At 32.7% G+C, this 25,200-nt stretch carries 27 protein-coding genes and 1 other RNA gene; 18 read left to right on the forward strand and 10 right to left on the reverse strand.

Annotated elements, in window-relative coordinates:
- Positions 1-2,084, reverse strand: a 2,084-nt coding sequence (locus AAYQ05_RS20790) for a choice-of-anchor L domain-containing protein (RefSeq protein WP_343545190.1), incomplete at its 3' end; no start/stop codon positions are given.
- An 846-nt stretch (positions 2,085-2,930) separates the two neighbouring features.
- Between AAYQ05_RS20790 and AAYQ05_RS20795 the strand changes: the two genes are divergently transcribed.
- The 6 genes from AAYQ05_RS20795 to AAYQ05_RS20820 all read left to right on the forward strand — a co-directional run bounded on the left by AAYQ05_RS20795 (position 2,931) and on the right by AAYQ05_RS20820 (position 8,349).
- Positions 2,931-3,416, forward strand: a complete 486-nt coding sequence (locus tag AAYQ05_RS20795) for a SixA phosphatase family protein (protein ID WP_281633195.1) — start codon at positions 2,931-2,933, stop codon at positions 3,414-3,416.
- 5 nt (positions 3,417-3,421) lie between these two features.
- Positions 3,422-5,500, forward strand: coding sequence for a polyphosphate kinase 1 (gene ppk1 / locus AAYQ05_RS20800; RefSeq protein ID WP_343545191.1), 2,079 nt, complete (start codon positions 3,422-3,424; stop codon positions 5,498-5,500).
- Between the two features lie 33 nt (positions 5,501-5,533).
- A complete protein-coding gene (locus AAYQ05_RS20805; protein ID WP_281633193.1) occupies positions 5,534-6,424 on the forward strand; it encodes a Ppx/GppA phosphatase family protein in 891 nt (296 codons plus the stop codon).
- Positions 6,425-6,444: 20 nt separating this feature from the next.
- A complete protein-coding gene (locus AAYQ05_RS20810; RefSeq protein ID WP_343545192.1) occupies positions 6,445-7,026 on the forward strand; it encodes a TMEM175 family protein in 582 nt (193 codons plus the stop codon).
- A 3-nt stretch (positions 7,027-7,029) separates the two neighbouring features.
- Complete coding sequence (locus AAYQ05_RS20815) at positions 7,030-7,590, forward strand: Crp/Fnr family transcriptional regulator (RefSeq protein WP_343545193.1); 561 nt, start codon at positions 7,030-7,032, stop codon at positions 7,588-7,590.
- A 180-nt stretch (positions 7,591-7,770) separates the two neighbouring features.
- A complete protein-coding gene (locus AAYQ05_RS20820) occupies positions 7,771-8,349 on the forward strand; it encodes an NAD(P)H-dependent oxidoreductase (protein WP_343545194.1) in 579 nt (192 codons plus the stop codon).
- A 51-nt stretch (positions 8,350-8,400) separates the two neighbouring features.
- Here the strand turns inward: AAYQ05_RS20820 and AAYQ05_RS20825 are convergent, their stop codons facing one another.
- The 3 genes from AAYQ05_RS20825 to AAYQ05_RS20835 form a co-directional block, all read right to left on the reverse strand.
- Positions 8,401-8,817 carry a DUF8439 domain-containing protein gene (locus AAYQ05_RS20825; protein ID WP_343545195.1) on the reverse strand — a complete coding sequence of 139 codons (417 nt, stop codon included), beginning with the start codon at positions 8,815-8,817 and terminating at the stop codon, positions 8,401-8,403.
- Between the two features lie 254 nt (positions 8,818-9,071).
- Positions 9,072-10,157, reverse strand: coding sequence for a DNA polymerase III subunit gamma/tau (gene dnaX, locus AAYQ05_RS20830; RefSeq protein WP_343545196.1), 1,086 nt, complete (start codon positions 10,155-10,157; stop codon positions 9,072-9,074).
- A gap of 61 nt (positions 10,158-10,218) precedes the next feature.
- A complete protein-coding gene (locus tag AAYQ05_RS20835; protein ID WP_343545197.1) occupies positions 10,219-10,875 on the reverse strand; it encodes a hypothetical protein in 657 nt (218 codons plus the stop codon).
- A gap of 142 nt (positions 10,876-11,017) precedes the next feature.
- Here AAYQ05_RS20835 and AAYQ05_RS20840 point away from each other — a divergent pair, with 142 nt between their 5' ends.
- From AAYQ05_RS20840 to AAYQ05_RS20870, 7 genes are all read left to right on the forward strand, one after another.
- Positions 11,018-11,815, forward strand: a complete 798-nt coding sequence (locus tag AAYQ05_RS20840; protein ID WP_343545198.1) for a hypothetical protein — start codon at positions 11,018-11,020, stop codon at positions 11,813-11,815.
- Positions 11,816-11,828: 13 nt separating this feature from the next.
- Positions 11,829-12,224, forward strand: a complete 396-nt coding sequence (locus AAYQ05_RS20845; RefSeq protein ID WP_343545199.1) for an NIPSNAP family protein — start codon at positions 11,829-11,831, stop codon at positions 12,222-12,224.
- A 23-nt stretch (positions 12,225-12,247) separates the two neighbouring features.
- Positions 12,248-12,730 carry a hypothetical protein gene (locus AAYQ05_RS20850; protein ID WP_343545200.1) on the forward strand — a complete coding sequence of 161 codons (483 nt, stop codon included), beginning with the start codon at positions 12,248-12,250 and terminating at the stop codon, positions 12,728-12,730.
- Between the two features lie 110 nt (positions 12,731-12,840).
- A complete protein-coding gene (locus AAYQ05_RS20855) occupies positions 12,841-13,317 on the forward strand; it encodes a BON domain-containing protein (protein WP_343545201.1) in 477 nt (158 codons plus the stop codon).
- Positions 13,318-13,323: 6 nt separating this feature from the next.
- Positions 13,324-13,695: a LysM peptidoglycan-binding domain-containing protein gene (locus AAYQ05_RS20860; protein ID WP_343545202.1), complete on the forward strand. Its 372-nt coding sequence runs from the start codon at positions 13,324-13,326 to the stop codon at positions 13,693-13,695.
- Positions 13,696-13,826: 131 nt separating this feature from the next.
- Positions 13,827-14,075, forward strand: a complete 249-nt coding sequence (locus AAYQ05_RS20865; RefSeq protein ID WP_343545203.1) for a type II toxin-antitoxin system ParD family antitoxin — start codon at positions 13,827-13,829, stop codon at positions 14,073-14,075.
- On the forward strand, positions 14,068-14,361 hold the full coding sequence (locus AAYQ05_RS20870) for a type II toxin-antitoxin system RelE/ParE family toxin (protein ID WP_343545204.1): 294 nt from the start codon (positions 14,068-14,070) through the stop codon (positions 14,359-14,361). Before AAYQ05_RS20865 ends, AAYQ05_RS20870 begins: the two co-directional genes overlap by 8 nt.
- 98 nt (positions 14,362-14,459) lie before the next feature.
- Here the strand turns inward: AAYQ05_RS20870 and AAYQ05_RS20875 are convergent, their stop codons facing one another.
- Complete coding sequence (locus AAYQ05_RS20875) at positions 14,460-14,753, reverse strand: SH3 domain-containing protein (RefSeq protein ID WP_008467915.1); 294 nt, start codon at positions 14,751-14,753, stop codon at positions 14,460-14,462.
- A gap of 124 nt (positions 14,754-14,877) precedes the next feature.
- Between AAYQ05_RS20875 and rnpB the strand changes: the two genes are divergently transcribed.
- Positions 14,878-15,218: RNase P RNA component class A (gene rnpB / locus AAYQ05_RS20880), an RNA gene on the forward strand.
- A 30-nt stretch (positions 15,219-15,248) separates the two neighbouring features.
- Positions 15,249-16,496, forward strand: a complete 1,248-nt coding sequence (locus tag AAYQ05_RS20885; protein ID WP_343545205.1) for a cation:dicarboxylate symporter family transporter — start codon at positions 15,249-15,251, stop codon at positions 16,494-16,496.
- Positions 16,497-16,664: 168 nt separating this feature from the next.
- Here the strand turns inward: AAYQ05_RS20885 and AAYQ05_RS20890 are convergent, their stop codons facing one another.
- Positions 16,665-16,859: a hypothetical protein gene (locus tag AAYQ05_RS20890; protein ID WP_129747656.1), complete on the reverse strand. Its 195-nt coding sequence runs from the start codon at positions 16,857-16,859 to the stop codon at positions 16,665-16,667.
- A 179-nt stretch (positions 16,860-17,038) separates the two neighbouring features.
- Between AAYQ05_RS20890 and AAYQ05_RS20895 the strand changes: the two genes are divergently transcribed.
- Positions 17,039-17,581: a hypothetical protein gene (locus tag AAYQ05_RS20895; RefSeq protein ID WP_343545206.1), complete on the forward strand. Its 543-nt coding sequence runs from the start codon at positions 17,039-17,041 to the stop codon at positions 17,579-17,581.
- Positions 17,582-17,605: 24 nt separating this feature from the next.
- On the opposite strand, the gene AAYQ05_RS20900 is transcribed toward AAYQ05_RS20895, so the two are convergent.
- Positions 17,606-18,295: a response regulator transcription factor gene (locus AAYQ05_RS20900; RefSeq protein WP_343545207.1), complete on the reverse strand. Its 690-nt coding sequence runs from the start codon at positions 18,293-18,295 to the stop codon at positions 17,606-17,608.
- 10 nt (positions 18,296-18,305) lie between these two features.
- Positions 18,306-19,664, reverse strand: a complete 1,359-nt coding sequence (locus AAYQ05_RS20905; RefSeq protein ID WP_343545208.1) for a sensor histidine kinase — start codon at positions 19,662-19,664, stop codon at positions 18,306-18,308.
- A 139-nt stretch (positions 19,665-19,803) separates the two neighbouring features.
- Here AAYQ05_RS20905 and AAYQ05_RS20910 point away from each other — a divergent pair, with 139 nt between their 5' ends.
- The gene (locus AAYQ05_RS20910) at positions 19,804-21,918 is read left to right on the forward strand and encodes a TonB-dependent receptor domain-containing protein (RefSeq protein WP_343545209.1); all 2,115 of its coding nucleotides are present in this window, start codon (positions 19,804-19,806) and stop codon (positions 21,916-21,918) included.
- Positions 21,919-22,014: 96 nt separating this feature from the next.
- Here AAYQ05_RS20910 and AAYQ05_RS20915 read toward each other — a convergent pair whose 3' ends face one another.
- Both AAYQ05_RS20915 and AAYQ05_RS20920 read right to left on the reverse strand, forming a co-directional pair.
- Entirely contained in the window at positions 22,015-22,620 is a 606-nt protein-coding gene (locus AAYQ05_RS20915; protein ID WP_281633181.1) for an RsmD family RNA methyltransferase, read from the reverse strand.
- The gene (locus AAYQ05_RS20920; RefSeq protein ID WP_343545210.1) at positions 22,617-23,438 is read right to left on the reverse strand and encodes a DUF3822 family protein; all 822 of its coding nucleotides are present in this window, start codon (positions 23,436-23,438) and stop codon (positions 22,617-22,619) included. The genes AAYQ05_RS20915 and AAYQ05_RS20920 overlap by 4 nt, the downstream gene beginning before the upstream one ends.
- A gap of 294 nt (positions 23,439-23,732) precedes the next feature.
- Here AAYQ05_RS20920 and AAYQ05_RS20925 point away from each other — a divergent pair, with 294 nt between their 5' ends.
- Positions 23,733-25,142 carry an ATP-dependent DNA helicase gene (locus tag AAYQ05_RS20925; RefSeq protein WP_343545211.1) on the forward strand — a complete coding sequence of 470 codons (1,410 nt, stop codon included), beginning with the start codon at positions 23,733-23,735 and terminating at the stop codon, positions 25,140-25,142.
- The last annotated feature ends 58 nt before the right edge of the window (positions 25,143-25,200 follow it).

Genomic DNA, 25,200 nt, shown 5'->3' on the forward strand with positions numbered 1-25,200 from the left:
GTTCCAACCACTGCATTCAAGCTGTTTGTCCAAGAATAAGAAACAGTTCCAACCGCATTTGTTACAGTCCCCGCTGTTACAGAACCAGTGCTTTTTCCGAAGCAGGAAGCATCAGTTTTAGAAGATGCCCCTAAAGCTAAAGCCGCAGCAGGCTGTCCGATTGTAACCGAATTAGACTGTGAAGAGCAGGCATCTGTAACGGTTAGGGTATAAGCTCCGGCAGGAAGGTTTGAAACAGTTGCTGCTGTTCCAACCACTGCATTCAAGCTGTTTTTCCAAGAGTAGTTTACAGTTCCGACCGCACTTGTCACGGTTCCGGCCGTTACGCTTCCGGTGCTTTTTCCGAAGCATGAAGCATCGGTTTTAGAAGATGCCCCTAAAGCTAAAGCTGCAGTAGGTCCAGTTATGGTTACAGTTTTTGTAACTTGGCAAAGATTTGCATCTTTTACTATTACAGTGTAGGTTCCAGCAGCTAAATTAGAGGCTGTAGCTGAGGTTTGAACTGGAGTTGTGTTCCAAGAATAAGTGTAAGTCCCCGTTCCTCCTGTTGCAGTAACGGTTGCAGAACCATTTGTTCCTCCATTACAAGTTAAATTAACTTGAGTTGTAGACGCAGCTAAACTAGTTGTAGGTTCAGTAATGCTTATTTGTTTAGTGTTACTGCAACCTTTTGAATCAGTTACAGTCACAGTATATGTGCCAGCAGACAAGTTTGTTGCTGTTGCATTAGTTTGAACGGGAGAAGTATTCCAAGAATAGGTATAATTTGCAGTACCGCCTGATGCAGTTACAGTGGCTGAACCAGTTGCAGATCCTTTACATTTAACATCAAGATGCGAAGCAGCGGTTTCAGTTATCACGATATTGGTTTGACTTACCACCACAGGTTTGATGTCAGAACAGCCTGATTCGGTATTGGTTCCTTTAATGTAGTATGTTCCAACTGGCGCAGCACTTGGCGTAGCAAGAGGAGTAGTTGCTGTCGAATTTGTCCAATAAGTATAGGTTAAGCCGGCAGTACTTCCTGCAGTAATAGCAGGCAATGTCAAGTTTGCGGTACCATTTGCACATACTGGGGCAGGGTTTGTAATAACCAACGTATTTGTTGCAAAACTTTTTGCTTTTAAAAATACTCCAGCATCCCATTTTTGGTCAGATGCATCTGCAATTGCCATTTTTATTTTATAATTCTGTCCTGGTGTAACGGCATAAGTAGCAGTTAATACCACAGTAGATCCATCATACTCCATTGTGGCAGAACCAGCAGGATTATTAGCATAATATGCAACGTTATGATTTGGGAAAGATACATTGTTGACATTTGTTCCTGACGAATGTATATTATTAATTGTAACTGCATCGCCATTTGGTAACTGAGCCAAGTTTATGGCATTGTTCGTATAGGGGCCATTAATTCCAGATCCGCTTAAGAAAAATCCAAAAGCATCATTATAATCTGTATGCACATATTCTAAATATTCTTCGGAAGCAAATACAAATTTAAACTCAACTAAATTTCCGTCGGGAATAAAATTAAATTCAAGTATTGCTGCGTCGTGCATGGTTTCACCAGATATATTGGTCAAATCGGGATCACTAGCTTCATTGACAAGTTCGTCTGATCTATTGGTATAACTATTCGGTCCCATAGCAGAGCTGATTTTCCCAGTAGATAAGAGAATACCTTCGTCTATAGGAAATGTTGAAGTTGCTTTATTGTAATAGCCTAATTGTCTGTCCCCAGCTGTTGTAGACCAGCTGTGGTTTACCCAATTCCAGTTATTATTGCTTCTTTTGTAATAACCAAAACGAACATTGCTAATACTAAGACAGCCAGAAGTTAAAATGTTGCGGACCAATTGGTCGGGGGTATAGCCATTGTAGCCATATGAAGCATTTGCAACATCGATGGAACCAGCAGCGGCAAGAGCACTAACTGCAGCCGTCTTTGCGGTAGCTTTACTTGGAGACAATGTATTCCCAATTCGTGTAGGTATTTCTTGTGCATTTCCAATGAAAGTCCCACTTAGTAGCAGTAAAAATAAATAACAAAATGTTAAATATTGATAGTAGAATTTTTTCATATTGATAGCTTTTATCGGTTTATTGATATTTTAAATCAGATTGTGTTTTTGGATTGCCTTTTTATTAAACTATAAAATGACATTAGGGCTCGGTAAAATCAAAAGGGAGGTTTTTAATTCAGCAAAAGATGGCTATCATTTAAGTAAATCATTTTAGATGCTTGGTTAGAATTATCTAAATTGCTTAGGTGCGAATCGACATTTTCAGCTCTAGCATGAAAAAGTGTTATGGTTAAAAATGATAGTGCGCAAAAAATGTTTTTAGTAAAAATGTTTTTCTTCGAGAAAAAAATAAACTTACAATTGCTTACAAATTTTACTGCTTTTTCAAGAGTAGATTTTGTTTTCATAACTTAAGATTTAGTTTTAAAGTATTTATGAAATTTTAACAGAATCAAAGTTATATTAGAGTTTTTCTAATATTATTTTTTTATCTGTAACTAACCAAAAAACTCGTTGAAGTGTTGTTTTTTTATCCAAAATTGACTCAAAAACGCTTTTTTTTAACTCTAAAAAGTGAAATTTTTTCGTACATTTTTTTGCTTTATTAGCGGTAATTGGTTTATTTGAAATATTATAAATAACTAATAATCAAATAATTAGTTAAAATATTGCGAACTGTCACATTATCGACTAAATACTAATTTTATAGATGAAGTGCATAAAATGCAATTTTTGTTTTTCTATGATTTTCCAATTGTTAACATTTTGAGAATTGCTTATTCTTGTTAAAATTTCGTTATAATGTTAACAGAAATAAAAAAAGGAGAAGGTTTAAAATATCTTTTGTAAATTAGAACTTAATTAAAAACAACCTGTACATCAGGTTTTTAAATTCTGCTGTTTATGAAAAATCTTATTTTAATTCGTCATGCCAAATCTAGCTGGGAAGCACCTTTAAAAGATTTTGATCGTCCGTTAATGAAAAGGGGAATTTTAGATGCGCATGATGTTTCATTAAATATTTCAGGGTATCTTCCTAAGACATATATAATGTGGAGCAGTACTGCTGCAAGAGCCTCAGAAACTGCATTAATTTTTGCGCAAAACTTATCCTATCCTTTAGAGAGTATCATTTTTAGAGATGATTTATACACTTTTGATGAAAGGCAACTCGAAAAAGTTATTAAATCATGTGATAATAGTTTTGAAAGCGTTATTCTTTTCGGACATAACGAGGCTATTACAAATTTTGTTAATAAATTTGGGGATGTTTTTATAGAAAATGTTCCAACTTCAGGCTTTGTATCTTTACAATTTGATGCCGACAGCTGGGATACGATCCATAAGGGCAAAACACATAAAACTATTTTCCCCAAAGATTTAAAATAATTACAGTGTACGAACAGAAATATATCGATAGAGAAAAAAGCTGGCTAGCGTTTAATGCAAGAGTGCTTCAGGAAGCAGCAGACAATACAGTACCACTTTTAGACAGACTGCGTTTTGTTGGAATTTTTTCAAACAATTTAGACGAATTTTTTAGAGTTCGATATGCGGCAATTCGACGATTAAGCCTCTCTGGTATTTCTGGCGAAAAATATTTGGGCGGTATTTCTGCCCATCAATTAATTAAAGACATTACCGAAATCGTAATTCAGCAGCAATCTGAAAGTTTACGTATACTTGGAAATATTGAAGCAGAGCTTGAATCTGAAAATATTTTTATTATAAACGAAACACAGATTTCACCAAAACAAGAATGTTTTTTAAAGGATTTTTATACCCAAAAGTTAAGTCCAGAATTGGTAACCATCATTTTGAATGATTTAGCTGTTTTTCCAATTCTAAAAGACACCTTAGGGTATTTGGCCGTTCGTTTAGAATTGGCAAATGATGAGGTTCGCTATGCCTTAATTGAGATTCCTAAAAATATCAACAGGTTTGTTGTTCTTCCTTCTGAAGACGAAAAGCAATATGTCATTTTAATTGACGATGTAATTCGTTTCAAGCTAAAAAACATCTTTAATATATTTGATTATAAGAGCGTTTCTGCTCACATGATTAAAATTACCCGTGATGCGCAGTTGGATATCGATAGCGATTTGAGCAAAAGTATGCTTGAAAAAATTTCGAATTCTGTAAAAGATCGCCGAATTGGAGAGCCAGTTCGTTTTATTTATGATAATTTAATTGAAGAAGATACTCTGCAATTTTTCTTGGATAAAATGAAAATTGTAGAAACAGATAGTATAATTCCGGGAGGAAGATATCATAATCGTCGTGATTATATGAGTTTTCCAAATCTAGGAAGATACGATTTATTGTATAAACCAAACGAACCATTACCTGTTCCAGGTTTGAGTTTGGAAGGAAGTATTCTGGAAAAAATCTCTAAGAAAGATTATTTGGTTCATGCCCCATATCAGTCATTTTCGTATCTGACTAAATTTTTGCGTGAAGCTGCTTTAGATCCAAAAGTAACAAGCATTAAAATTACCTTGTATCGTTTAGCAAAGAATTCGCAGATTATTAGTTCGTTGATAAATGCTGCTAAAAATGGTAAAAGGGTAGTAGTGCAAATCGAGCTTCAGGCACGTTTTGATGAAGCATCGAATATTTCGTATGCAGAACAAATGCAGACAGAAGGCATCGAACTTATTTTTGGTATAAAAGGATTGAAAGTACACAGCAAGATTTGTGTAATTGAAAGAATGGAAGAAGGTAAAAACCGTCGTTACGGATTTATTTCAACTGGAAACTTCAACGAATCGACAGCAAAAATCTATACCGATGTAACACTTTTTACTTGTCATCAAGGAATTTTAAAAGACACATCAAAAATATTTGAGTTTTTTGATATCAATTATAGAGTTCACAGATACAAACATTTAATCGTATCGCCTCATTATACGAGAAGCAAATTTATAAAACTGATTGATCGCGAAATTCTGCATGCTTTGGCAGGTAGAAAAACTCATATAAAGTTAAAAATGAATAGTTTATCCGATTTTAAAATGATCGATAAATTGTACGAAGCGAGCAATGCAGGAGTAAAAATCCAGTTGCAAGTTAGAGGAATATGTTCTTTGATTCCTGGGATTCCTGGAATGAGTGAAAATATCGAGGCTATAAGTATTGTAGATAATTACTTAGAACATTCGAGAGTTTATATTTTTGGGAATGCCGGTTTAACCGAAGTTTATATTTCGTCTGCCGATTTTATGACCAGAAATCTTGATGGAAGAGTCGAAGTAACCTGTCCGATTTATGACCTTGAAATTAAGAAAGAATTGATTGACAACTTCAATATTGCCTGGAAAGGAAATGTAAAAGTGAGATATCATTCTTATAAATTAGATAATAAATATAAGCCCAAAAACCATCATGCCCCATTTAGAGCACAGTTTGAGACCTATAAATATTATCAGAATAAAGTAGCGATACTAGATGAGGTTCCTCAAAAAATAAATTAATAATAAATACCAATTTCAAATCATAAAGTGAGCATGATTAATATTAGGAAGTTTGCAGCGATAGATATCGGTTCAAATGCCATGAGGCTTTTGATTGCTAACGTTGTGGAACAAGAAGGTAAAGAACCGCAGTTTAATAAAAGTTCCCTTGTTCGTGTGCCAATTCGTTTAGGGCAAGATGCCTTCACGGTTGGCGAAATTTCACCAGAAAATATAGATCGAATGGTTGATGCGATGAAAGCATTCAATCTTTTGATGAAAGTACATAAAGTAGAACGCTACATGGCGTTTGCAACTTCTGCAATGCGCGAGGCATATAATGCAAAAGAAGTTGTGGCTTTAATTAAGAAAAAAGCCGATATTAAAATAGAGATTATCGACGGTAAAAAAGAAGCAGCAATTATTGCTTCTACAGATTTACATCATTTAATCAAATCAGACGAAACCTATTTATTTGTGGATGTTGGAGGTGGAAGTACCGAGTTTACTTTATTCTCTGACGGAAAAATGATTACTTCAAGATCTTTCAAAGCGGGAACTGTACGTTTACTGAATAATATGGTTCATGATTCAGTTTGGGATGAGATCGAAAAATGGATTAAAACCAATACGGCAGATTACGATGAAGTAACACTTATAGGTTCTGGAGGAAATATCAATAAGTTGTTTAAAATGTCTGGAAAACAGCAGGAAAAACCGCTTTCGTACATTTATGTTAACTCACAATACGCATTTTTAAATTCATTGACTTACGAACAGAGAATTGCCGAATTAGGTCTAAATTCTGACCGTGCCGACGTAATTATCCATGCAACTCGTATTTATCTTAATGCAATGAAATGGAGTGGTGCACGTCAGATTTATGTTCCTAAAATCGGACTTTCTGATGGAATCGTAAAAGCAATGTATTTCGGTAAAATTTAATATTTATATTTTCTTTGTAAATGAATAAAGGCAGACTTGAAGCTTTTAGTGATGGCGTTTTGGCAATCATTATTACGATTATGATCTTGGAAATCAAAGCGCCCGAAGGGCATGAGTTTTCAGATTTAAAACCGCTTATCCCGAAGTTTTTAAGCTATATTTTGAGTTTTATTTACGTTGGAATATACTGGAATAATCATCATTATTTACTTCACGGCTTGTCAAAAGTAAACGGAAAAGTATTGTGGAGTAATCTACACTTTTTGTTTTGGCTTTCCTTAATTCCTGTTTCTACCGCATGGATGGGAGAGCATAATTTTGAAAAAGCCGCAATGAGTTTATATGGAACTATTTTGCTGCTTTCTGCAATTTCGTATGTTATTCTGCAATATACTATTATGTGCAGTGAAGGAAATGATTCGGCTTTGAGAAAAGTGCTTAAAAAGGATTTTAAAGGTAAAATTTCCTTAGTTTTATATGTAATCGGAATTGTTGCTGCATTTTACAATCAGTGGATTTCTGGAGGAGCTTATTTTATTGTGGCTATGCTGTGGCTTATTCCAGACAAAAGAATTGAACGCGTTTTTGCTTCTGAGGATTAATTTATGAAAACTGTTTTCCAGTCCATTCAAGATTTTTCTGATGATGAATTAAGCCTTTTAGATAGTTTGATTAAATTTCGGACATTAAAAAAAGGAGAACTTCTTTTGACTGAAAATCAGGTTTGCAATGAAATAGTTTTTATCGAAAAAGGAATTCTCCGTTCTTTTTTTGTCAATCATAAAGGAGATGAAATTACCAATTGTTTTGCTTTTGAAAATGAATTTATGGCTTCTTTTGCCAGTTTTATTACCGAAGAAAAAGCAGAAGAAAACATACAAGCCTTAACCGATACAGAATTACAGATTTTAGACCGAAAAGGTTTAGAAAAGCTCTATCAATCAGGTTTTAATTGGCAGGAAACAGGCAGGAAATTGACTGAATTAGAATTTGTAAACCTGCATAAAAGAATGATTTCGTTTCAAAAATTATCAGGCGCAGAACGTTACGAAGAACTTTGCACAAATCATCAAAACTATATTCAGTTAATCCCGTTGCAATATTTGGCTTTGTATTTAGGAATTACTCCAAGACATTTAAGCCGAATTAGAAAGGCTATAGTTTGATATTTATGTTTCCCGCAGATTTTGCAGATTAAGGAGATTCTTTCTTCTTAATTAATAAGTTTAAAATAAATCTGCTTAATCTGCAAAATCTGCGAGAGAAATAAAACTAAACAATTTTTTAGGACATTTGTCCAGTAAAAGAAAATGTACTAATAGTATTTTTTAAAAAAAAACATAAATATGAAAAAAATACTAATAATAAACGGACACCCAAATTCCGAAAGTTTCAATTTTGGAATTGCCGAATCTTATAAAAATGGGGCAATTGATTCTGGTGCACAAGTTGAAACTATTACAATTGCCAATTTAAACTTCAATCCGAATCTCAAATTCGGTTATCAAAAACGTACCGATTTAGAACCAGATTTATTAGAATCGTGGGAAAAAATAAAAAGAGCAGATCATCTGGTTTGGATTCATCCCGTTTGGTGGGGTGGACTCCCAGCGATAACTAAAGGATTTATAGATCGTTTGTTTTTGCCAGGAATGGCATTTCAGTATCGCGAAGATTCAGTTTGGTGGGATAAATTGCTAAAAGGTAAAACAGCTCATATTATCACAACTTTAGATCAGCCAGGCTGGTATTATCGCTTGTTTTTTGGAAGGCCAAGCGTAAATCAGCTAAAGAAATCGACTTTAGAATTTTGTGGTGTAAAACCTGTCGGAGTAAGTTACATCGGAATTATAAAAGGTTCTAAGGAAGAGCAAAGAAAAAAATGGCTTGAGAAAGTCTACAATCTCGGACTCAAAAACAAATAAAACTTTGTTATAAATTACCAGAATGAATTGATTCGTGGTAGAAACAAGAGATTAAAGATTTATATCCAATCCAAATGTAGTGCGTAAAAGTTCAATGCTTGGATTGATTTCTAAGAAACGATTGTATCGATCTTGATCGTTAAGAGCTCTTACTGCTTTAATCTCTTCGTTTACAATTACTTCAATTGTAATATCATGATTATGTAAGTGACCTTTTAAGTATCCTAATAAACCATTCATTTGACCTTCAAAATCCAATTTGGAACCTTCATTTGGCAATTCATAAGAGATTGTTGTGCCATTCAGAACAGGATCGCTAATCAATAGAATCGATTCCATAATCTTAAGACCTTTTTGGCCTAAACGTTCTGCATATTTGTTCCAGTGCAAACGCATATCGGTTTCGTTAAATTCTTCAGTTAAATAAGCAGTAGTAGGTTTAACATACGTCTTGCCGCTAGCTTCCATTTCTTTTTTCTTGCGAATACTGGCTAGAGAAAAAGCAGAAACTTTAGGAGCACCGTTTGCCTCTGTTTTTGGAGCTTCCGGAGTTTGAATTTTTGGAGTTTCAGTAGCTTGTTGCGGTTGAGAAATGGCAGTTTTAGTTTCAGTTACAGCTTGAGAAGTTTGATTCTCAGTTGCAACAGAATTTTCAACTTTCGGTTTTGGACTTTGGACTTCAACTATAGAATAGCCTCCATTTTTAAAGTAAACGGGTGGAATTATGAATTGCTCAGCTTTTTTTTTTCTCCATCAAAGTTGATAGAGGCCAATTGCATCAAGCATAGTTCAACTAAAAGGCGTTGATTCTGACTTAATTTGTATTTTAAATCGCAGTCGTTTGCAATGTCAATCCCTTTAAGTAAAAATTCCTGAGAACATTTCTGCGATTGAACGGCATACATTTGCTGCGCTTGCTCGCCAACTTCTAATAAAGCAATAGTCGAAGGCGTTTTGCTCACTAATAAATCTCTGAAATGTGAAGCTAAACCTGCAATAAAATGATGTCCATCAAAACCTTTTGCTAAGATATCATTGTATGCTAATAAAAGTTTCGGAATTTCATTTTCCAAAAGTAAATCAGTAATCGAAATATAGGTTTCGTAATCTAAAACATTTAGGTTCTCGGTTACGGCTTGACGAGTCAAATTTGCTCCGCAATACGAAACCACACGGTCAAAAATAGACAAAGCATCACGCATAGCACCATCTGCTTTTTGGGCAATAATGTGCAATGCATCGTCTTCAAAAACGATTCCTTGACTTTCGGCAACATCTGCTAAATGTTCTTTAGCGTCTTTTACCGTAATTCTTTTAAAATCAAAAATCTGACAACGAGATAAAATCGTTGGAAGGATTTTGTGTTTCTCTGTTGTTGCTAAAATAAAAATAGCGTGTTTTGGTGGTTCTTCTAATGTTTTAAGAAAAGCATTAAAAGCGGCCGAAGACAGCATATGAACCTCGTCAATAATATATACTTTGTATTGTCCTGTTTGTGGCGGAATTCTAACCTGATCGATAAGATTACGAATATCATCAACCGAGTTGTTTGAAGCAGCATCCAGCTCAAAAACGTTAAATGCGAAATCTTCGGTAGGATCATCATATCCAGGCTGATTTATTTTTCGAGCCAAGATACGAGCGCAGGTTGTTTTACCAACTCCACGTGGTCCTGTGAATAAAAGAGCAGAAGCCAAGTGATTGGTTTCTATAGCATTTAACAAAGTGTTGGTAATGGCTTTTTGCCCCACAACATCCTTAAAGGTCTGCGGGCGATATTTACGTGCCGATACTACAAATTGTTCCATATTCTTTTTTATTCGATAGCAAATATATGACTTTTGTTTCGTTGTTTAAAACCGATTTTAGTTATTTAGCGAAATTCTTTTTCTTCAAAATAACAAAGAGTAAAGTCAGAAATAATACGATGTTGACAATCAAAGAAATGATGATGTATCTGCCATAAGATTCAAGTTTTGTTGCTGTTTTTTCTTTATCAGAAATTTCTTTTTGAGAATTTTTATAGATTCTTAGTTTCTCTAATTGATAGATCCAATCTTGTAAATTTCGATTTTCAAATTTCAAATCCCAAACATAAAAAGATAATGATTTTATTTGATCATCTATCTTTTGAGATATTTTAATTTCTGGTGGAGAAGGGATGGAGTCACTTCCATAAGGTTTAAAACCAGTACTTGGAGAGCAAGCGCTCACTTCGATAGTTTTATCGTTATTAAAATAAGCATAAACAATCCAAAGTTGTTTTATGGAAGGAATAATAGAACAATTGCCAGAATATTTTTGTGTGATGAACTGAGAATTGTACTTTCCCTTAAAGAGTTCTATGATTCTAAAAGTATAAATTTTCTTTATGGAATCTACTTTTATAACTTCTCCGTAAAACACAATTTCATATTTTAGCCCTATTTCTATCATTTTTTCTCTGTCAATTGTTTTGCACTCACATGAAAAAGAATAATTAATGATTAATAAGGTTGCAATAAGTATTAGGTTTTTTAATTTCATAAGGTCAGTTTAGGATACAATAATAAACTTTTTTGCGTTTATTTTTTCATCTCTAAATTGAATTTTTGTAATAAAAAATGTACTATTTTTAATCCGATAGTAAATTAGCTTTATTTAAAAAAAATATAATTTTTTATAATTCATGAACGCAAAACAAATAGTTAAACTAAGTAATATTATTGGGATCGCCTCTATACTATTATTAGTGTATTGGGTCTTTACATTTATTGTAATTCAGGTTTTCGGGCTAAAGGTTTTTAGAGAAAACATGACTGAAAGCTTTTATTTAAGTATTCTCGGAATTCTTGCTCTTATGGCTGGATCTCTTATAGTGAATCTCATGTTTAATTTGACCAGAATTGCCGAAAGAAAAAATGAAGATGAAGTTAACACTAAATCAAATAGACGCAAGTTTGCTGTTCTGCTATTAATTTTTCCATTAATCCTGATTATACTTTTTGGTGGTGATTATTTAACTTCTGCCAAAAAAGAAAAAATGCTAATTAGTTCTGCAAAATCTATTATAGAATCGAACAAATTAAATAGCGATAAACTTCTGAATTATACTTTTTCTAAAGCATATATCAAAGAAACAACTGGTATTTTAAGAATTTTATCAGAAACAGATAAAAACTTTCCTAGTGTAACCTTAATTGTGAAAGATTCTATTAAAGATTCGCCTGTTTTTCTTGGTTTTAGTGCTTATTATAATGAAGGTTTGGATAGCGATACCATACAGCCTCAAAAAGTAAATTATATTTATCAGACTACTAAAGAAGAAAGAGTTTATCTTAACGAAGTTTTTAATAAAAACAGTGATGAGTTAAGGTACAGCTCTAGAAATGGAAATTATGAATTGTTTTATCCGTATAAAAAGAACGGAAAAACGATCATTATTTATTTTTCTGAACAGCAGCGATATGGCAAGTTAGGAAGCTGATAAATTATAAGTGATGAAGAAATATTTTCTAGTAATAGTTTTGCTTGCGGTATTTATTGTAAAAGCACAGAAAATTCGAACGAGTCCAATTTATCAATTGCGAATCTATGAGATTTTCGAAAATAATAAAAAAGAATTTCATGAACGTTTTGGTGATCATGCGATGCGTATTATGAAGAAATACAACTTTAAGATTATTTCGATTTACGAATCAAAATCAGATAAGAAAACCGAGTTTGTATATTTTCTGGAATGGCCAGATGAAGCTGCAATGAAAAAAGCTTGGGAAGATTTTAGAAAAGATCAGGAATGGATTGATATTAAAAAACTATATACTGCAAAATATGGTGACGTAATAGGCAACATTGAAGATCGCGTTTTAGGTAAACTTGATTATTCGCCTAATTAGGAAAATTACTGTAAATATTTTTTATGAAACAATATCATCTCCAAAACAACATTCTAAACTTACAAGTAAAAAAGACACCGTTTTTAGTGAGAGCAATCTTATTCGTGATTGCTTTTGTGCTTTTTATTTTTCCAGTTGTAGGAGCAATTTTTGGGATTGCTCTTGGAAACGGTTTACATATCGGTTATTTTATCGGAATCGGATTTTGTTCTCTAATTGGATTTTATACTCTACGAGTTGCCCTTTGGAATACTTATGGAAATGAAACCATTCAGATTTTAGACGATAAAGTTATTTATGAAGCTAATTATGGGTGGTTCAAAGATGGGAAGAAGGAATTATTAGTTTCAAATCCTAATTTTTATGTTGTGTCGGCCGGTTACGAGGAAGATAATGAAGGTGTTTTAATTATTGGTTGTGATGATGCTAAAGTTGAATCGGTTGTGAAGATAGGAATGATTCAATTGGAGGAATTAACGGCACTTTTGCAAAATTCTAAAAAGTAATTTTCTATTTTCTTTTACTGCAAAACTTATAAAATTTATTCTAATATCATATAACTTGTTGATATTTAATTTGTTTAACTTTAAGGAGTTAATTATTAAAACCTATCATTATGAAAATTAGATCAATTTTATTAGGAATGAGTCTCAGTGTTTTTTTGGTGTCGTGCAAACCCAGTGATGTCGATATTGAAAAAGCAATTAATGAAAAATTAAATGATCCAGACATCCACGTTACAGTGCATGAAGGTGTGGCTACAATTACAGGTGTTTGTGATGATGAAATGTTCAAAAAAAATATTGGAAAAAGCGTAAAAGCAACCACAGGTGTTAAATCTGTAGTTAATACCTGCGAAATTGAAAAAGCCAATCAGGAACCAGCTGCGGCTACTGTTGTTATTAATTCAGATGCCGATTTAGACAAGTCCGTTAGTAAAGTTGTAGATGCTTATGATGGTGTTAGTGCTACTGTTGTGGGAGGCGTTGTAACACTTTCGGGAGAAATTAAAAGAGACAAACTACAGCCTCTTATGCAAAGTATTCAGGAATTGAAACCTAAAAAAGTAGATAACAAATTAATTATAAAATAAGTTGTTATGAGTTTACAAGATAAATATAGAGAAGTGACAGATTTGGCATCCGAATTAGGAATTGAAAATTTGCAAGTAAGAGAGCAGGATAATGTGCTTTATATTGACGGAACAGCAAAATCTGCAGCAGACAAAGAAAAGCTTTGGAATGCTTATAACACTATAGATCCCGATTTTAGATCGGCCGATTTGATTATGAATATTGAAGTTGAGGAAGGCGTTTCGAGAGAATATACAGTTGAAATGGGAGATTCACTTTCGAAGATTGGAAAAGCATACGGAGTTTCTTGGCAGGATATTTTTGAAGCGAATAAAGATATTATTTCGAATCCTGATTTAATTAAGCCAGGATGGAAATTGAAAATACCGACAGTATAATTTAAATTTACTGTTGTTTTAAAAAAAAATGTCTTCGTGATAGACTTTTTATGTACGATTTTAAAATTTGATAGAATATTCATTCTAATAATTACCAATTTTAGGTAACTTTGTAGTCTTATATAAATACTATGGGAAGAAATACCTCTATATCGCTTGGAAACCATTTTGAAAACTTCATAGAAAGCAGTCTTTCAGAGGGAAGGTATAAGAATGCTAGTGAGGTTGTTAGGGCAGGATTAAGACTTTTGGAAGAAGAAGAAAGTAAATTAATTGTTTTAAAAAAAGCAATTCAGGATGGAGCTAATAGTGGACGTGCTGAAAATTTTGACCCGAAAGAGCAACTGAAAAGTTTAAAAGCGAAAAGAAAAAATGGCTAAATATTATTTGACCAATAAAGCTGTTGAAGATTTAGCTGATATTTGGAATTATACTTTTGATGAATGGTCAGAAAAACAAGCTGATAAGTATTATTGGTTACTTTTGGATTCTTGTCAGGAAGTTGCTGAAAATCCTAATCTTGGAAAGAAATACGAGAATGTTACAGAAAAATTATTGGGTTATAAATCTAATGAACACATTTTATTTTATCACATTATTTCAGAGGGAGAAATTGAAATTATAAGAATTCTTCATGGAAGAATGGATTTGAAAAGTAAATTTTGATAATGTTATATGCCATTCCTAGAAAGGTTTAAATTCCGTTTCTAGGAATGACATAGATTATTTAATATTTTTTTGTTCTCATTTTTTTATTTGATTTTCTAACGTCCTCGAATGCTTAAATCAAATAAAAACTTCGCTGTTTCCTGATCTGAATCGGCTGAAAAACCAGCGACATAAACTCCCTTTTTGCCCGAAGTTGATTTAATTCCGTATACAACTGCTTCATCTGCTGGGTCTGACTCACCCTCGTATCGATACACATGAACAATTTCAAATTTCTCAGGATTTTTTTTAATCGCGTCTGCATTACGATTAAAGTCGCACGTAAATCCTTTTTCATTCAATTGATCTAAAGCCTTTGAAACAGTTGCGTAATGATACATTCTTTTCATGATAAACCGAATTTAAATTATAGATTTTTAAAGATAACTATTTTAAAATTAAAAAGTTATGATAAAATTCATAAAATCTGAAATTTAAAATCATTATTGTTAGTTCTTAAATCGCTACTTTTGCAGCGCAGACCGCCTTATCGTCGTTTCGTCCCGATAGCTATCGGGATCGGGAGGGAGGAAAGTCCGGACACCACAGAGAAGCATAGCGGGTAACGCCCGTCGGTTCCGAAAGGGATTAGGACAAGTGCAGCAGAAAGTATGTACAGGTAATGCTGTAGTGAAACCAGGTAAACTCTATGCGGTGAAATACCAAGTATATCGGCATTTAAGGGCTTCTCGTTCGTTGTCGAAGGGTAGGTAGATTGAGTCCCGAAGTAATTCGGGATCTAGATAAATGATAAGGTATTGTATCATTGCAAAATGAGACAAGAACAGAATCCGGCTTACAGGTCTGCATTTTTTATATATTTGTGAACTATCTAACTTATTCTCATGAATATTACTACTCCAAATCCTTCGCCAAAATCTAAAAAAAGCCTTTTTAGAGCCATTGTAACCAATCTTACTTTTTGGGTTTTAATAGCTATTATTTCGGGTATTTTACTTGGACATTTTTCTCCAGAAAATGGTGTGAAAATGGAATTTCTGGGTAAAAAGTTTATTCAGTTAATCTCACTCTTTATTGGGCCAATTATCTTCCTGACGATCGTTCTGGGAATTTCGGGAATGGGAAATCTAAAAAAAGTAGGTCGAATTGGCGTTAAAGCTTTAACGTATTTTGAAGTGGTTTCGACCGTTGCTTTGGCAATTGGTGTAACTGTTGCTTATATATTTAAACCTGGAAAAATTGATAAATCGGGACTTACTTTTGGCGATGCAAGCCAATATACAAACGGAGCAGCAAAGGATTTTTCGTGGTTGCAATTCTTCTTGTCTAACTTTACATTACAGGTTTTATTGGCTGCCATTATATGCGGAATCGCGCTGAACTTTTATCAGAAAAGAGAACAAACAATTTTGGTTTTGGAACGATTTTCAAAAGTCGTTTTTACTGCTTTAAAATATGTAATGTATCTTGCCCCAGTTGGTGCTTTTGGCGGAATGGCCTATACAATAGGGAAGTTTGGTCTTGCCACTTTGATTCCGCTTGGAAAACTGATGTTATGTGTTTATCTAACAATGGCATTATTTGTCTTTTTGGTTTTAGGAAGCATATTACGATATTATAAAATAAGTATTCTTTCGATTTTAAAATATATTAAAGAAGAACTTTTACTGGTTCTTGGAACTTCCTCTTCTGAGGCTGCTTTGCCAAGTATTATGGTAAAACTGGAAAGAATGGGCTGCAGTAAATCGGTTGTGGGTTTGGTGATTCCGACTGGTTATTCTTTTAATCTTGACGGAACTTCGATTTATCTTTCAATGTCCGTTCTTTTTATAGCACAGCTGTATGACGTGCACTTAACCTTTTTTGAAATCATGACCGTTATCGGAATTTTGATGATTACTTCAAAAGGAGCAGCGGGCGTAACTGGAAGCGGATTTATTGTTTTAGCATCAACCTTAACAGCCTTGCATAAAATTCCAGTTGAAGGTTTGGCCTTTTTACTGGGGGTAGATAAATTTATGAGCGAAGCAAGGGCGATTACGAACCTAATAGGAAACACAGTTGCAACCATAATAATTTCTAAAACAGAAAGAGATTTTACAGAGTTGAATCTGGATCCTGTTTCGGAATGATTTGCCACAAAGGCGCTAAGTCGCGACGCTTTTGTTTTTCTTTGAGCTTAAAATTGCTTGCAAAGGCGCAGAGTCGTAAAGAGTTTTATTAATTTTTAAAACTTTGCGACTCTGCGCCTTTGCGAGATTAAAAAACTTCGTGCCTTTGTGTCTTCGTGGCAAAAAAAACTAAGATTCGTCTTTTGTTGTTCGCACTAGACTTATGCCCGATGTAAAAAATACGATTCCGAGTATTCCGTAAATAATAAGCGATTTTATATCTCTAGTTTCTCCAGATGTGCCGGCAAAAATAACCGCAGTATAAATAAGTCCTACAATTCCGAGGATTGTAAGTAATCCGCCGAAAAATCTTTTTAGGTTCATGATTGTTAGATTTAAAAGTTCTCTAACAAAGTTAAATTCAACTAGTTAATTGCTGTTATACAATTGTTTAGAAAAATTATATGATTTTAATTCTTGTATTTGTAAGAAAATAGTTTCGATATTCAGTGATTCGTATCATTTAAATACTATTTTTGCCCTAACTAACCAATTGAAAAACAATGAAGAAAAATTACATTTTATTACTTCTATTTGCTATTTCATTTACGACAATTCAAGCACAAGACGAAGCTTCAGTTTCTGTAAAAAATCAATTTAAAATTAATCTGCTATTTCCAGGTTTTGTCTATGAACATGCATTGTCAGCAAAAAACACACTTTACTCGGAGGCAGCTTTAGGTTTGGGATATCGATACAACAGTTATTATGACGAGAGCAATGTCTATCTTTTCCCTTTAATTAATGAGCAGTTCCGTCATTATTATAATTTAGAAAAGAGAGCTAATAAAGGAAAAAGAACAGCTTTTAACTCAGGAAATTATATTGCAGCAAATGTACTTTATAGTTTTCCTTCGATTTCGACGAATGATAAATTCGGGAATTACGTAGGATCATTTACAGTTGCAGCATTATGGGGTTTGCAGCGAACTTATAAAGGAAGATTTAATCTCGAATTTAATGTTGGGCCAGGAGTAAATTTTGATAAATATGATACAGAATTTATACCTGTTGGAAACTTTACCTTAGGTTGGGTTATCAAATAAAAAAGATAGAAAAACCTTGACGAATCAAGGTTTTTCTATTTTAAATTCTAATCCGATATTGCGAACGCTTTCTATTTTGATTTTTGGATCTGAATTAAAATACTTTCTAAGTCTGCTAATAAAAACATCCATGCTTCGTCCTGAGAAATAATCGTCTTTTTTCCAAACCGACATTAAAATCTGATCTCTCTTTAGTAACTGATTATGGTTGAGATAGAGATACTCAATAAGTGAAGCTTCCATCTCTGTAAGCTGCTGAACGTGATTTTTATTATTGAGAGTCAAACGTTCGTTATCAAAAATATACGAGCCAATTTCAATTATATTATTCCCTTCCAGACTTCTTTTTTGCTCTATTCTCTTTAGAATATTCTGTAAACGAAGAACCAGTTCGTCGACTTCAAAAGGTTTTACGATATAATCATCTGCACCAAGTTTTAGGCCAATGATTTTATCTTCTTTGAGCTTTCTAGCTGTTAGAAAAATAAAAGGAATTTCAGGATTGATGTTAATTATTTTTTCAGCCAATGAAAATCCGTCCATTTTGGGCATCATGACATCAAAAATGCAAATATCAAAAGCCTGGCTTTTAAAATAGTCTAAAGCTATCTCGCCGTTTTCTGCCCAGATTACTTCAAATTGATGCAGTTCTAGATATTGTTTTAAAATTGCAGCAAAATCAAAATCGTCTTCGGCTAAAAGTAATCTTTTCAAAATAAGGTAATTAAACTTTTAATAAAATAGTAAATTGAGTTCCTTTTCCTAACTCGCTAATAACGTTAACAGAGCCTTGATGCGCTTTTACAATCTGATCAACATAATATAATCCTAAACCTAAGCCTTTTGTATTGTGCAGGTTTCCTTGTTCGACACGGTAAAACTTCTCGAAAAGAAAGGCTTGTTTGTTTTTGGCAATTCCAATTCCGTCATCTTCAAAACTAATAGAAAACTGGTTTTCTGCAATTCTTGTTTTTACGGTTATAGTGTTCGATCCATATTTCACAGCATTTTCTAGAACATTCAAGAAAGCAGTTGTCAAATGGAATTTATCCAAAACTAGAATAGTTTTCGCTGTCTGAAAATCGGTTTTAAGATTGATTTTTGGAAAAGCAATTTTAAAATCATTGACAATAGAAAGCAGGAAATCTTCGGCATCTATTTTTTCCTTTTGCAATTCAATTTCATTTTCTGCTAAAGAATTCGCCATAACCTGATCGATTAAATTTTGCAGACGGTTATTCTGACGTGAAATTGTACTCACAATGGCATTAAAATTTTCGTCATTGTCACGAATGCTTTTCTGTGCCAAAATCTTTGTCGAAATCCCTAAAGTTGCCAAAGGCGTTTTAAGTTCGTGTGTAATATTATTGATGAAATCGGTTTTTACATCACTCACTTTTTTCTGTTTGATTAAAGCTTTTAAGGCAATAACAAAAAGTGTAATTAAAGTCAGAATTGATAATAGAGACAGAATGAGAATAAAAGTCATTCGCTTTAAAATAATCATTTCCCAATCTATTACAGAAACATACATGGAGTCTTCTGTCAGTAATTGATATTCCTGATTTTCAAAAGTTCCGTTAGTCGTTCCAACATAATTTCGCACTAAAAAAGCATGATTGAGTGAAGCCAGATTTCCGTACAATTTATTCTGGATAAAAGGCTTTTCCGAGAAAATTGTATCGGCTTTTTTTGCACTTTGATACAAAATAAACTTGTTGAGAACAATCGCAAAATCAATTTTAAAATTCGGTAAATCTCTTTCAAATTTTCGTTGAAGATCTTGTGTTAAAGCATTTTGATATTCATTTTTTAAAACGCCAATTTTAAGATCCAGTTTGGTATTTTTTCCTTTTATATATTTTTCCGAAAGGCTTTTGTAAAGCATTTCTCTTTTTGCAACCAAAGCCGAATCAATATCACTATAATTATTCGAAATCTGGGCAATTTCATTTTTAATCTGCGTATGAAACTGTGCCACTTTATATTCGTAGGCTGTTTTTACCAAATAACATTGTACTGTCATGAGTACAATTAACGCAATGACAGAAAATGTGATTAATAAATTGATTCTTTGTTTCATACTCTTTTAAAATTCTGTTTCAAAAATACGGCTTTTACCATACAAATAGCAGATTAACCTTGCATTAACCTACGATTAACTTACGGAACTGTTTTTTCAAAGCATTTTTGCAGCACTACTAATCAATTTCAATTTTAAAATGAATCTTTATCTGCCTTTAAAACTTCTAATAACACTTTTACTTTTTTGTCTTTCATTTATTGCCAATGCTCAGAACGAAACACCAAAAGATTCTATTTCAAATCAATTGGATGAAATTGTAATCAGTCAGGAGAAAAAGACTTTTACAAACTCAAACGGAAACATAAAAGTTGATGTTGCTAATTCGGTTTACAATTCAATTTCAAATCCGGTTGATTTGCTTTCGAGGCTTCCTTTGGTTCAGGTAAGTTCAAATCGCGAAAGTATTTCGATTGTGGGTAAAGGAAATCCGTTAATTTATATTGATAATCAGAAAGTCGGAATGAACGATTTAAATGCTTTAGCTGTAGCCGATATCAAAACTGTTGAAATCATTCAGAATCCGTCGTCTAAATATGAAGCTGAAGGGCGTGCTGTAATTTTAATTACACGGAAACTCAGTAAAAAAGATAGTTTTAGAACCGAAATTTCAGAAACAGCTTCTTTCAAAAAGAATTACAATAATTATTTAGGTTTTAATTCTAGCTTTAAGAAAGGCAAATTAGAATGGAAAGCCAATTTCAATTATAATAAACTAAATCCTTGGGAAAGCCACAGTATTGCGTATCAAATTCCAGAGGCCAATATTGTTTCAGATTATAATGTTTCGGCGGTTACGTATAGAAATCAGTACATTTTTGGTGGAGGTTTATTTTATAAAATAAATGAGGAAGATTATTTTTCGGTAAATGTAAATGGGAAAATGCAAAGCGATACTTTCGATATCAATACTTTTACTTTTAATAAAAATCAAGATCAGATAAATAATGTTTTTACTTTTAGCGATAATTCAAGCGACAAGAATTTTATTAATTCATTTATAAATTATTCGAAAAAAATAAAAGCTATAGATACAAAGATGTTTGTTGGTTTTCAAGGTTCCAATTTCAATCAACATTTATGGAGTTTGGTAGAAAACAATTATAATGAATCCGAATTGGAGCTGTCGCAAAACCGAAATCAAAAGTTTAATGTTGATGTTTTTTCTGGAAGAATTGATTTAGAGAAAAAGTTCAAGAATGATATGAATTGGGAATACGGCGGACTTTATTCATCGGCTAAATCCAAATCAGATTATGATGTTTTTGCTTATAATAAAAACGAAAACACTTCTTTTGATTATCATTTTAAAGAAGCCAATTTAGCAGCCTATACACAACTTACGGGAAAAATTAAAAAATTCAGTTTCTCTGCTGGTTTAAGAATTGAAAACACCAATGTCAGTGGTAAATACAGTACAGATAACGCGTTTTTAGTTGATAAAAACTATACTAATCTTTTTCCAAAAGCGCAGTTTTCGTTTTCTATAGATAGTACCAAGAGTTTGACTGTAGATTATTCTAAAAGTATTTCGAGGCCTAATTATTCGTCTTTGAGTATGATTGCAACGTATATAAATCCGTATTTTATTTATGGCAGTAATATCAATCTCGGCCCAACATTTATGGATGTGATTTCAACGGTTTTTCAATATCATGATAAATCTGTAAAACTGACTTTATATCAAAATAAAAATCCTATTTATCAAGATTTTGTATTTGACAATCAGAATAATGTTTTGACTCTTACCGAGAAAAATTTTCAGAAAGAATCGGGTTATAATATTGAATTTACGTTGCCGTTTACTTATAAAATTTGGACAAATACCAATTCTTTAGTTTTTGCGACCAATAAAATTGAGGATGAATCGGCGTTGTTTAATTCTTCTAAAACCTATTTGTATTATTATTCGAATAACAGTTTCAAACTGCCAAAGGATTTTACTTTTGTTCTGTCTTTTTGGGGTGCAACCAAACAAAAAGAGGGAGTTTTTGAAAGAAATGCAAAACTGATTTTTGATTTGTCTCTGGCAAAATCATTTGGTAAAAACTGGAATTGTACTTTAAATTATAATGATATTTTTAAAAATACAATTTATACTGAACGATTTACAATTAACAATATAAGTTCTAGAGCAAGATACTTAGTTGATGCAAACGAGATTTCTATTGCAGTTCGTTATTCTTTTGGAAAAATAAAAGATTCTGAATTCAAGGAAAAAAGTGTGAATGAAAGTGAAAATAGAATCAGATAAGGTTCGAAAATCCAAAAAAAAGAAAATTCCAAATTCCAATCCTGATGTTTCAGGCAAAATTGAAATTTGGAATTTGATATTTTAATATTTAAAAATTTATCCTTCGTCTTCTTCAGATTCTTTTTTAGAAGCATCATGTGGTAATTCTTCATCATCGTCTGTCGAATTCAATTCAAAAAAACTAAAGAAAGAACCGCCATAGCTTTTCTGGAAAGAAAAATTACTCATATGATCCAATTTGGTATATTTTGAATGCTCGATAATCATCATTCCGTCATCTTCCAATAAATCTCTTTCAAAAACCGTTAGAACAATTTTCTCAAAAGTTGCCTGATCCAATCCGTAAGGAGGGTCTGCAAAGATAATGTCGTAAGTGGTTCTGCAGTTTTCTAGAAATTTGAAAACATCGCTTTTGGTCGCAGCAATATCAAAATCATATTCTGATGAAACTTGCTTAATGAATTTTACGCATCCAAAATCGCCATCAACAGAGGTGATAGGAGCACTTCCGCGTGAAGCAAACTCATAACTGATGTTTCCTGTTCCCGAAAATAAATCCAAAACCTTTAAACTGTCAAAATTAAAATGATTATTCAAAACATTAAACAATGCTTCTTTACTCATGTCAGTCGTTGGTCTTACAGGTAGATTTTTTGGCGGAAAAATTCGGCGTCCTTTGTATTTTCCTGAAATGATTCTCATGATTGAAATAAGATATAATGTTTTTGATTTTGAGCAGTTGTAAAGCTGTTTTTCTCTTTTAGTTTTGATACATCCATAAAAGAAATATGGCGCACGTATTTGTAAGCTATAGCATAAAATGGATCGTTTTCTGAAATAGTCCCTAACAATTCTAATTTGAAACTCTCCGGGTTCATGCTCATTTGCTCTGCTGTAAATAATATGTAGTAGATAAAATCTTCTGGGGTATTGTATTCGAACGAATTAAACAATAAAAGCTTCTGATTTTGCACCACGATAATTTCAAAATTACCTGGGTTAAAATTCACAATCATCTTTTTATCGTCGTTGTTTCTAGAATTGTCGAGAATTTTTTCGACCAAAATGCTGTTGGCATGCTTAGAATTAAAAGAACCTACATTATCAATCAAGAAATTGTTGATATTCACATAAGGAATATAAACTGAATTCATCTGATAATTCGGAATTTGATCAAAAGTAAAGTGATCTGTTTCAAATACTTTTGTAGTGTATTGCAGATAGCTTCCTAAATAATTCTCATCAAATAAAGCAGTCGGAACAAAAGTCGAAAAATTGTTATTGTGAATAACCATTACTTCGTCGTAAGTCTCTTTTAATTCAGGATTTAGTTTGAAAGCGTTGCTGAATAAATCTTCAATTCGAGGTGTTTTGTTGTTAGTGTCAAACTTTATTTCTTTAAAAGAAGTAATGACATTATTTAAAGTATCAAAACAGCAGTATGAAAATCCAGTCAGGGAAACCTGAATAGAAAGTTTTCTGTAATTTTTTGAAGTAATGTTAGTATTTTGTAATGACATAGTTGATTTACAATTCGTTACCTGTTTTAAATCAAGAAAGAATTTAAGCGACCACAAACTTACAAATTAAAAAGGAACAATTATAATTGCAATTTCAAAAAACAATTTGAATCTAAGTTTAAAATAAGGTTAAGAAAAAGTGTATTTATTTGAAATTAAAGTGGTTATGTTTTATTTGTGCCGATTTGATTGTTTTTATTGAATATTTGAGGTGTTGAAATTTGAAATTGACATTGAAATTGAATTTTGTCATTGCCATTAAAAAAGTCGACCTTTGTATTTCAATATTATTTTATGAATTCTGCACAGTTTTACGGTATTTTACAAAAACGATTTCCTTTTCCTCCAACATATAAGCAGGATATTTTTTTTCAGAAGATTGCAATTTTCCTGACTGAACCTCAAAACGACACCATTTTTGTTTTGAAAGGATATGCTGGAACGGGAAAAACAACCGTTATTTCTACTATTGTCAATAATTTAGGAGATATTAATAAAAAATACGTTTTGCTTGCGCCAACTGGTCGTGCAGCCAAAGTAATTGCCAATTATTCGAATAATCCAGCTTTTACAATTCATAAAAAAATATATTTCCCGAAGAAGTCTTCTGGTGGCGGAGTCGCTTTTACCAAACAAGTCAACAAACATAAAAACACAATTTTTATCGTCGATGAGGCGTCGATGATTTCAGACAGTACTTTAGACAGCGGATCACTTCTAGACGATTTGATCAATTATGTGTATTCTGGTCAAAACTGTAAAATGATTCTTTTAGGAGATACAGCTCAGCTTCCACCAGTCAATTTGGATGTTAGTCCTGCTTTAGATATTGATACTTTGGGTTTTCATTACAGCAAAGAAATTGATCATATCGAATTGGACGAAGTAATGCGTCAGGAAGAAAATTCTGGAATTCTATACAATGCAACCGAATTGCGTGAATTGCTTAAAGAGAGTTTTATAACTGAATTTAAGTTCAACGTAAAGAAGTTTAAAGACATTGTTCGACTGACAGATGGTTATGATATTCAAGATGCGATTAATACTGCGTATAGCAATTATAGCATTGAAGATACTGCTTTTATTGTGCGTTCAAATAAAAGAGCAAATCAGTACAATGAACAGATTAGAAGCCGTATTTTGTTTAAAGAAAGCGAACTTTCGGTAGGTGATTTTTTAATGGTAGTGAAGAACAATTATTTCTGGCTAAAAGAAACCGACGAAGCGGGATTTATTGCCAATGGAGATATCATTGAAGTTCTAGAACTTTTCGGAATCAAAGAATTATATGGATATACGTTTGCAAAAGTAAAGATCAGAATGGTCGATTATCCTAATCAGAAACCTTTTGAAACCGTTTTGATTTTAGATACTTTAAAAAGCGAATCTCCTTCTTTAACTTACGAAGAATCAAATCGTTTGTATGAAGAAGTGATGAAAGATTATGAAGACGAACCGACTAAATACAAAAGATTTCAAAAGGTAAAGGAAAACGAATATTTTAACGGATTACAAGTTAAATTTTCGTACGCTATAACCTGTCATAAATCGCAAGGTGGGCAATGGAATACTGTTTTTATCGAACAGCCTTTTTTGCCAAACGGAATTGATTCTGATTACATTAGATGGCTTTATACCGCTATGACACGTGCCAAAAATAAGTTATATTTGATAGGATTTAAAGACGAGAGTTTTGAGGAATAATAGTTTGCCACGAATTTCACCAATTAGCACGAATTTTTTTTAAAACTAAGTAAATTAG

Origin of the sequence: Flavobacterium movens, assembly GCF_039581425.1 — a bacterium.
GTDB classification, from domain to species: Bacteria; Bacteroidota; Bacteroidia; order Flavobacteriales; family Flavobacteriaceae; genus Flavobacterium; species Flavobacterium luteolum.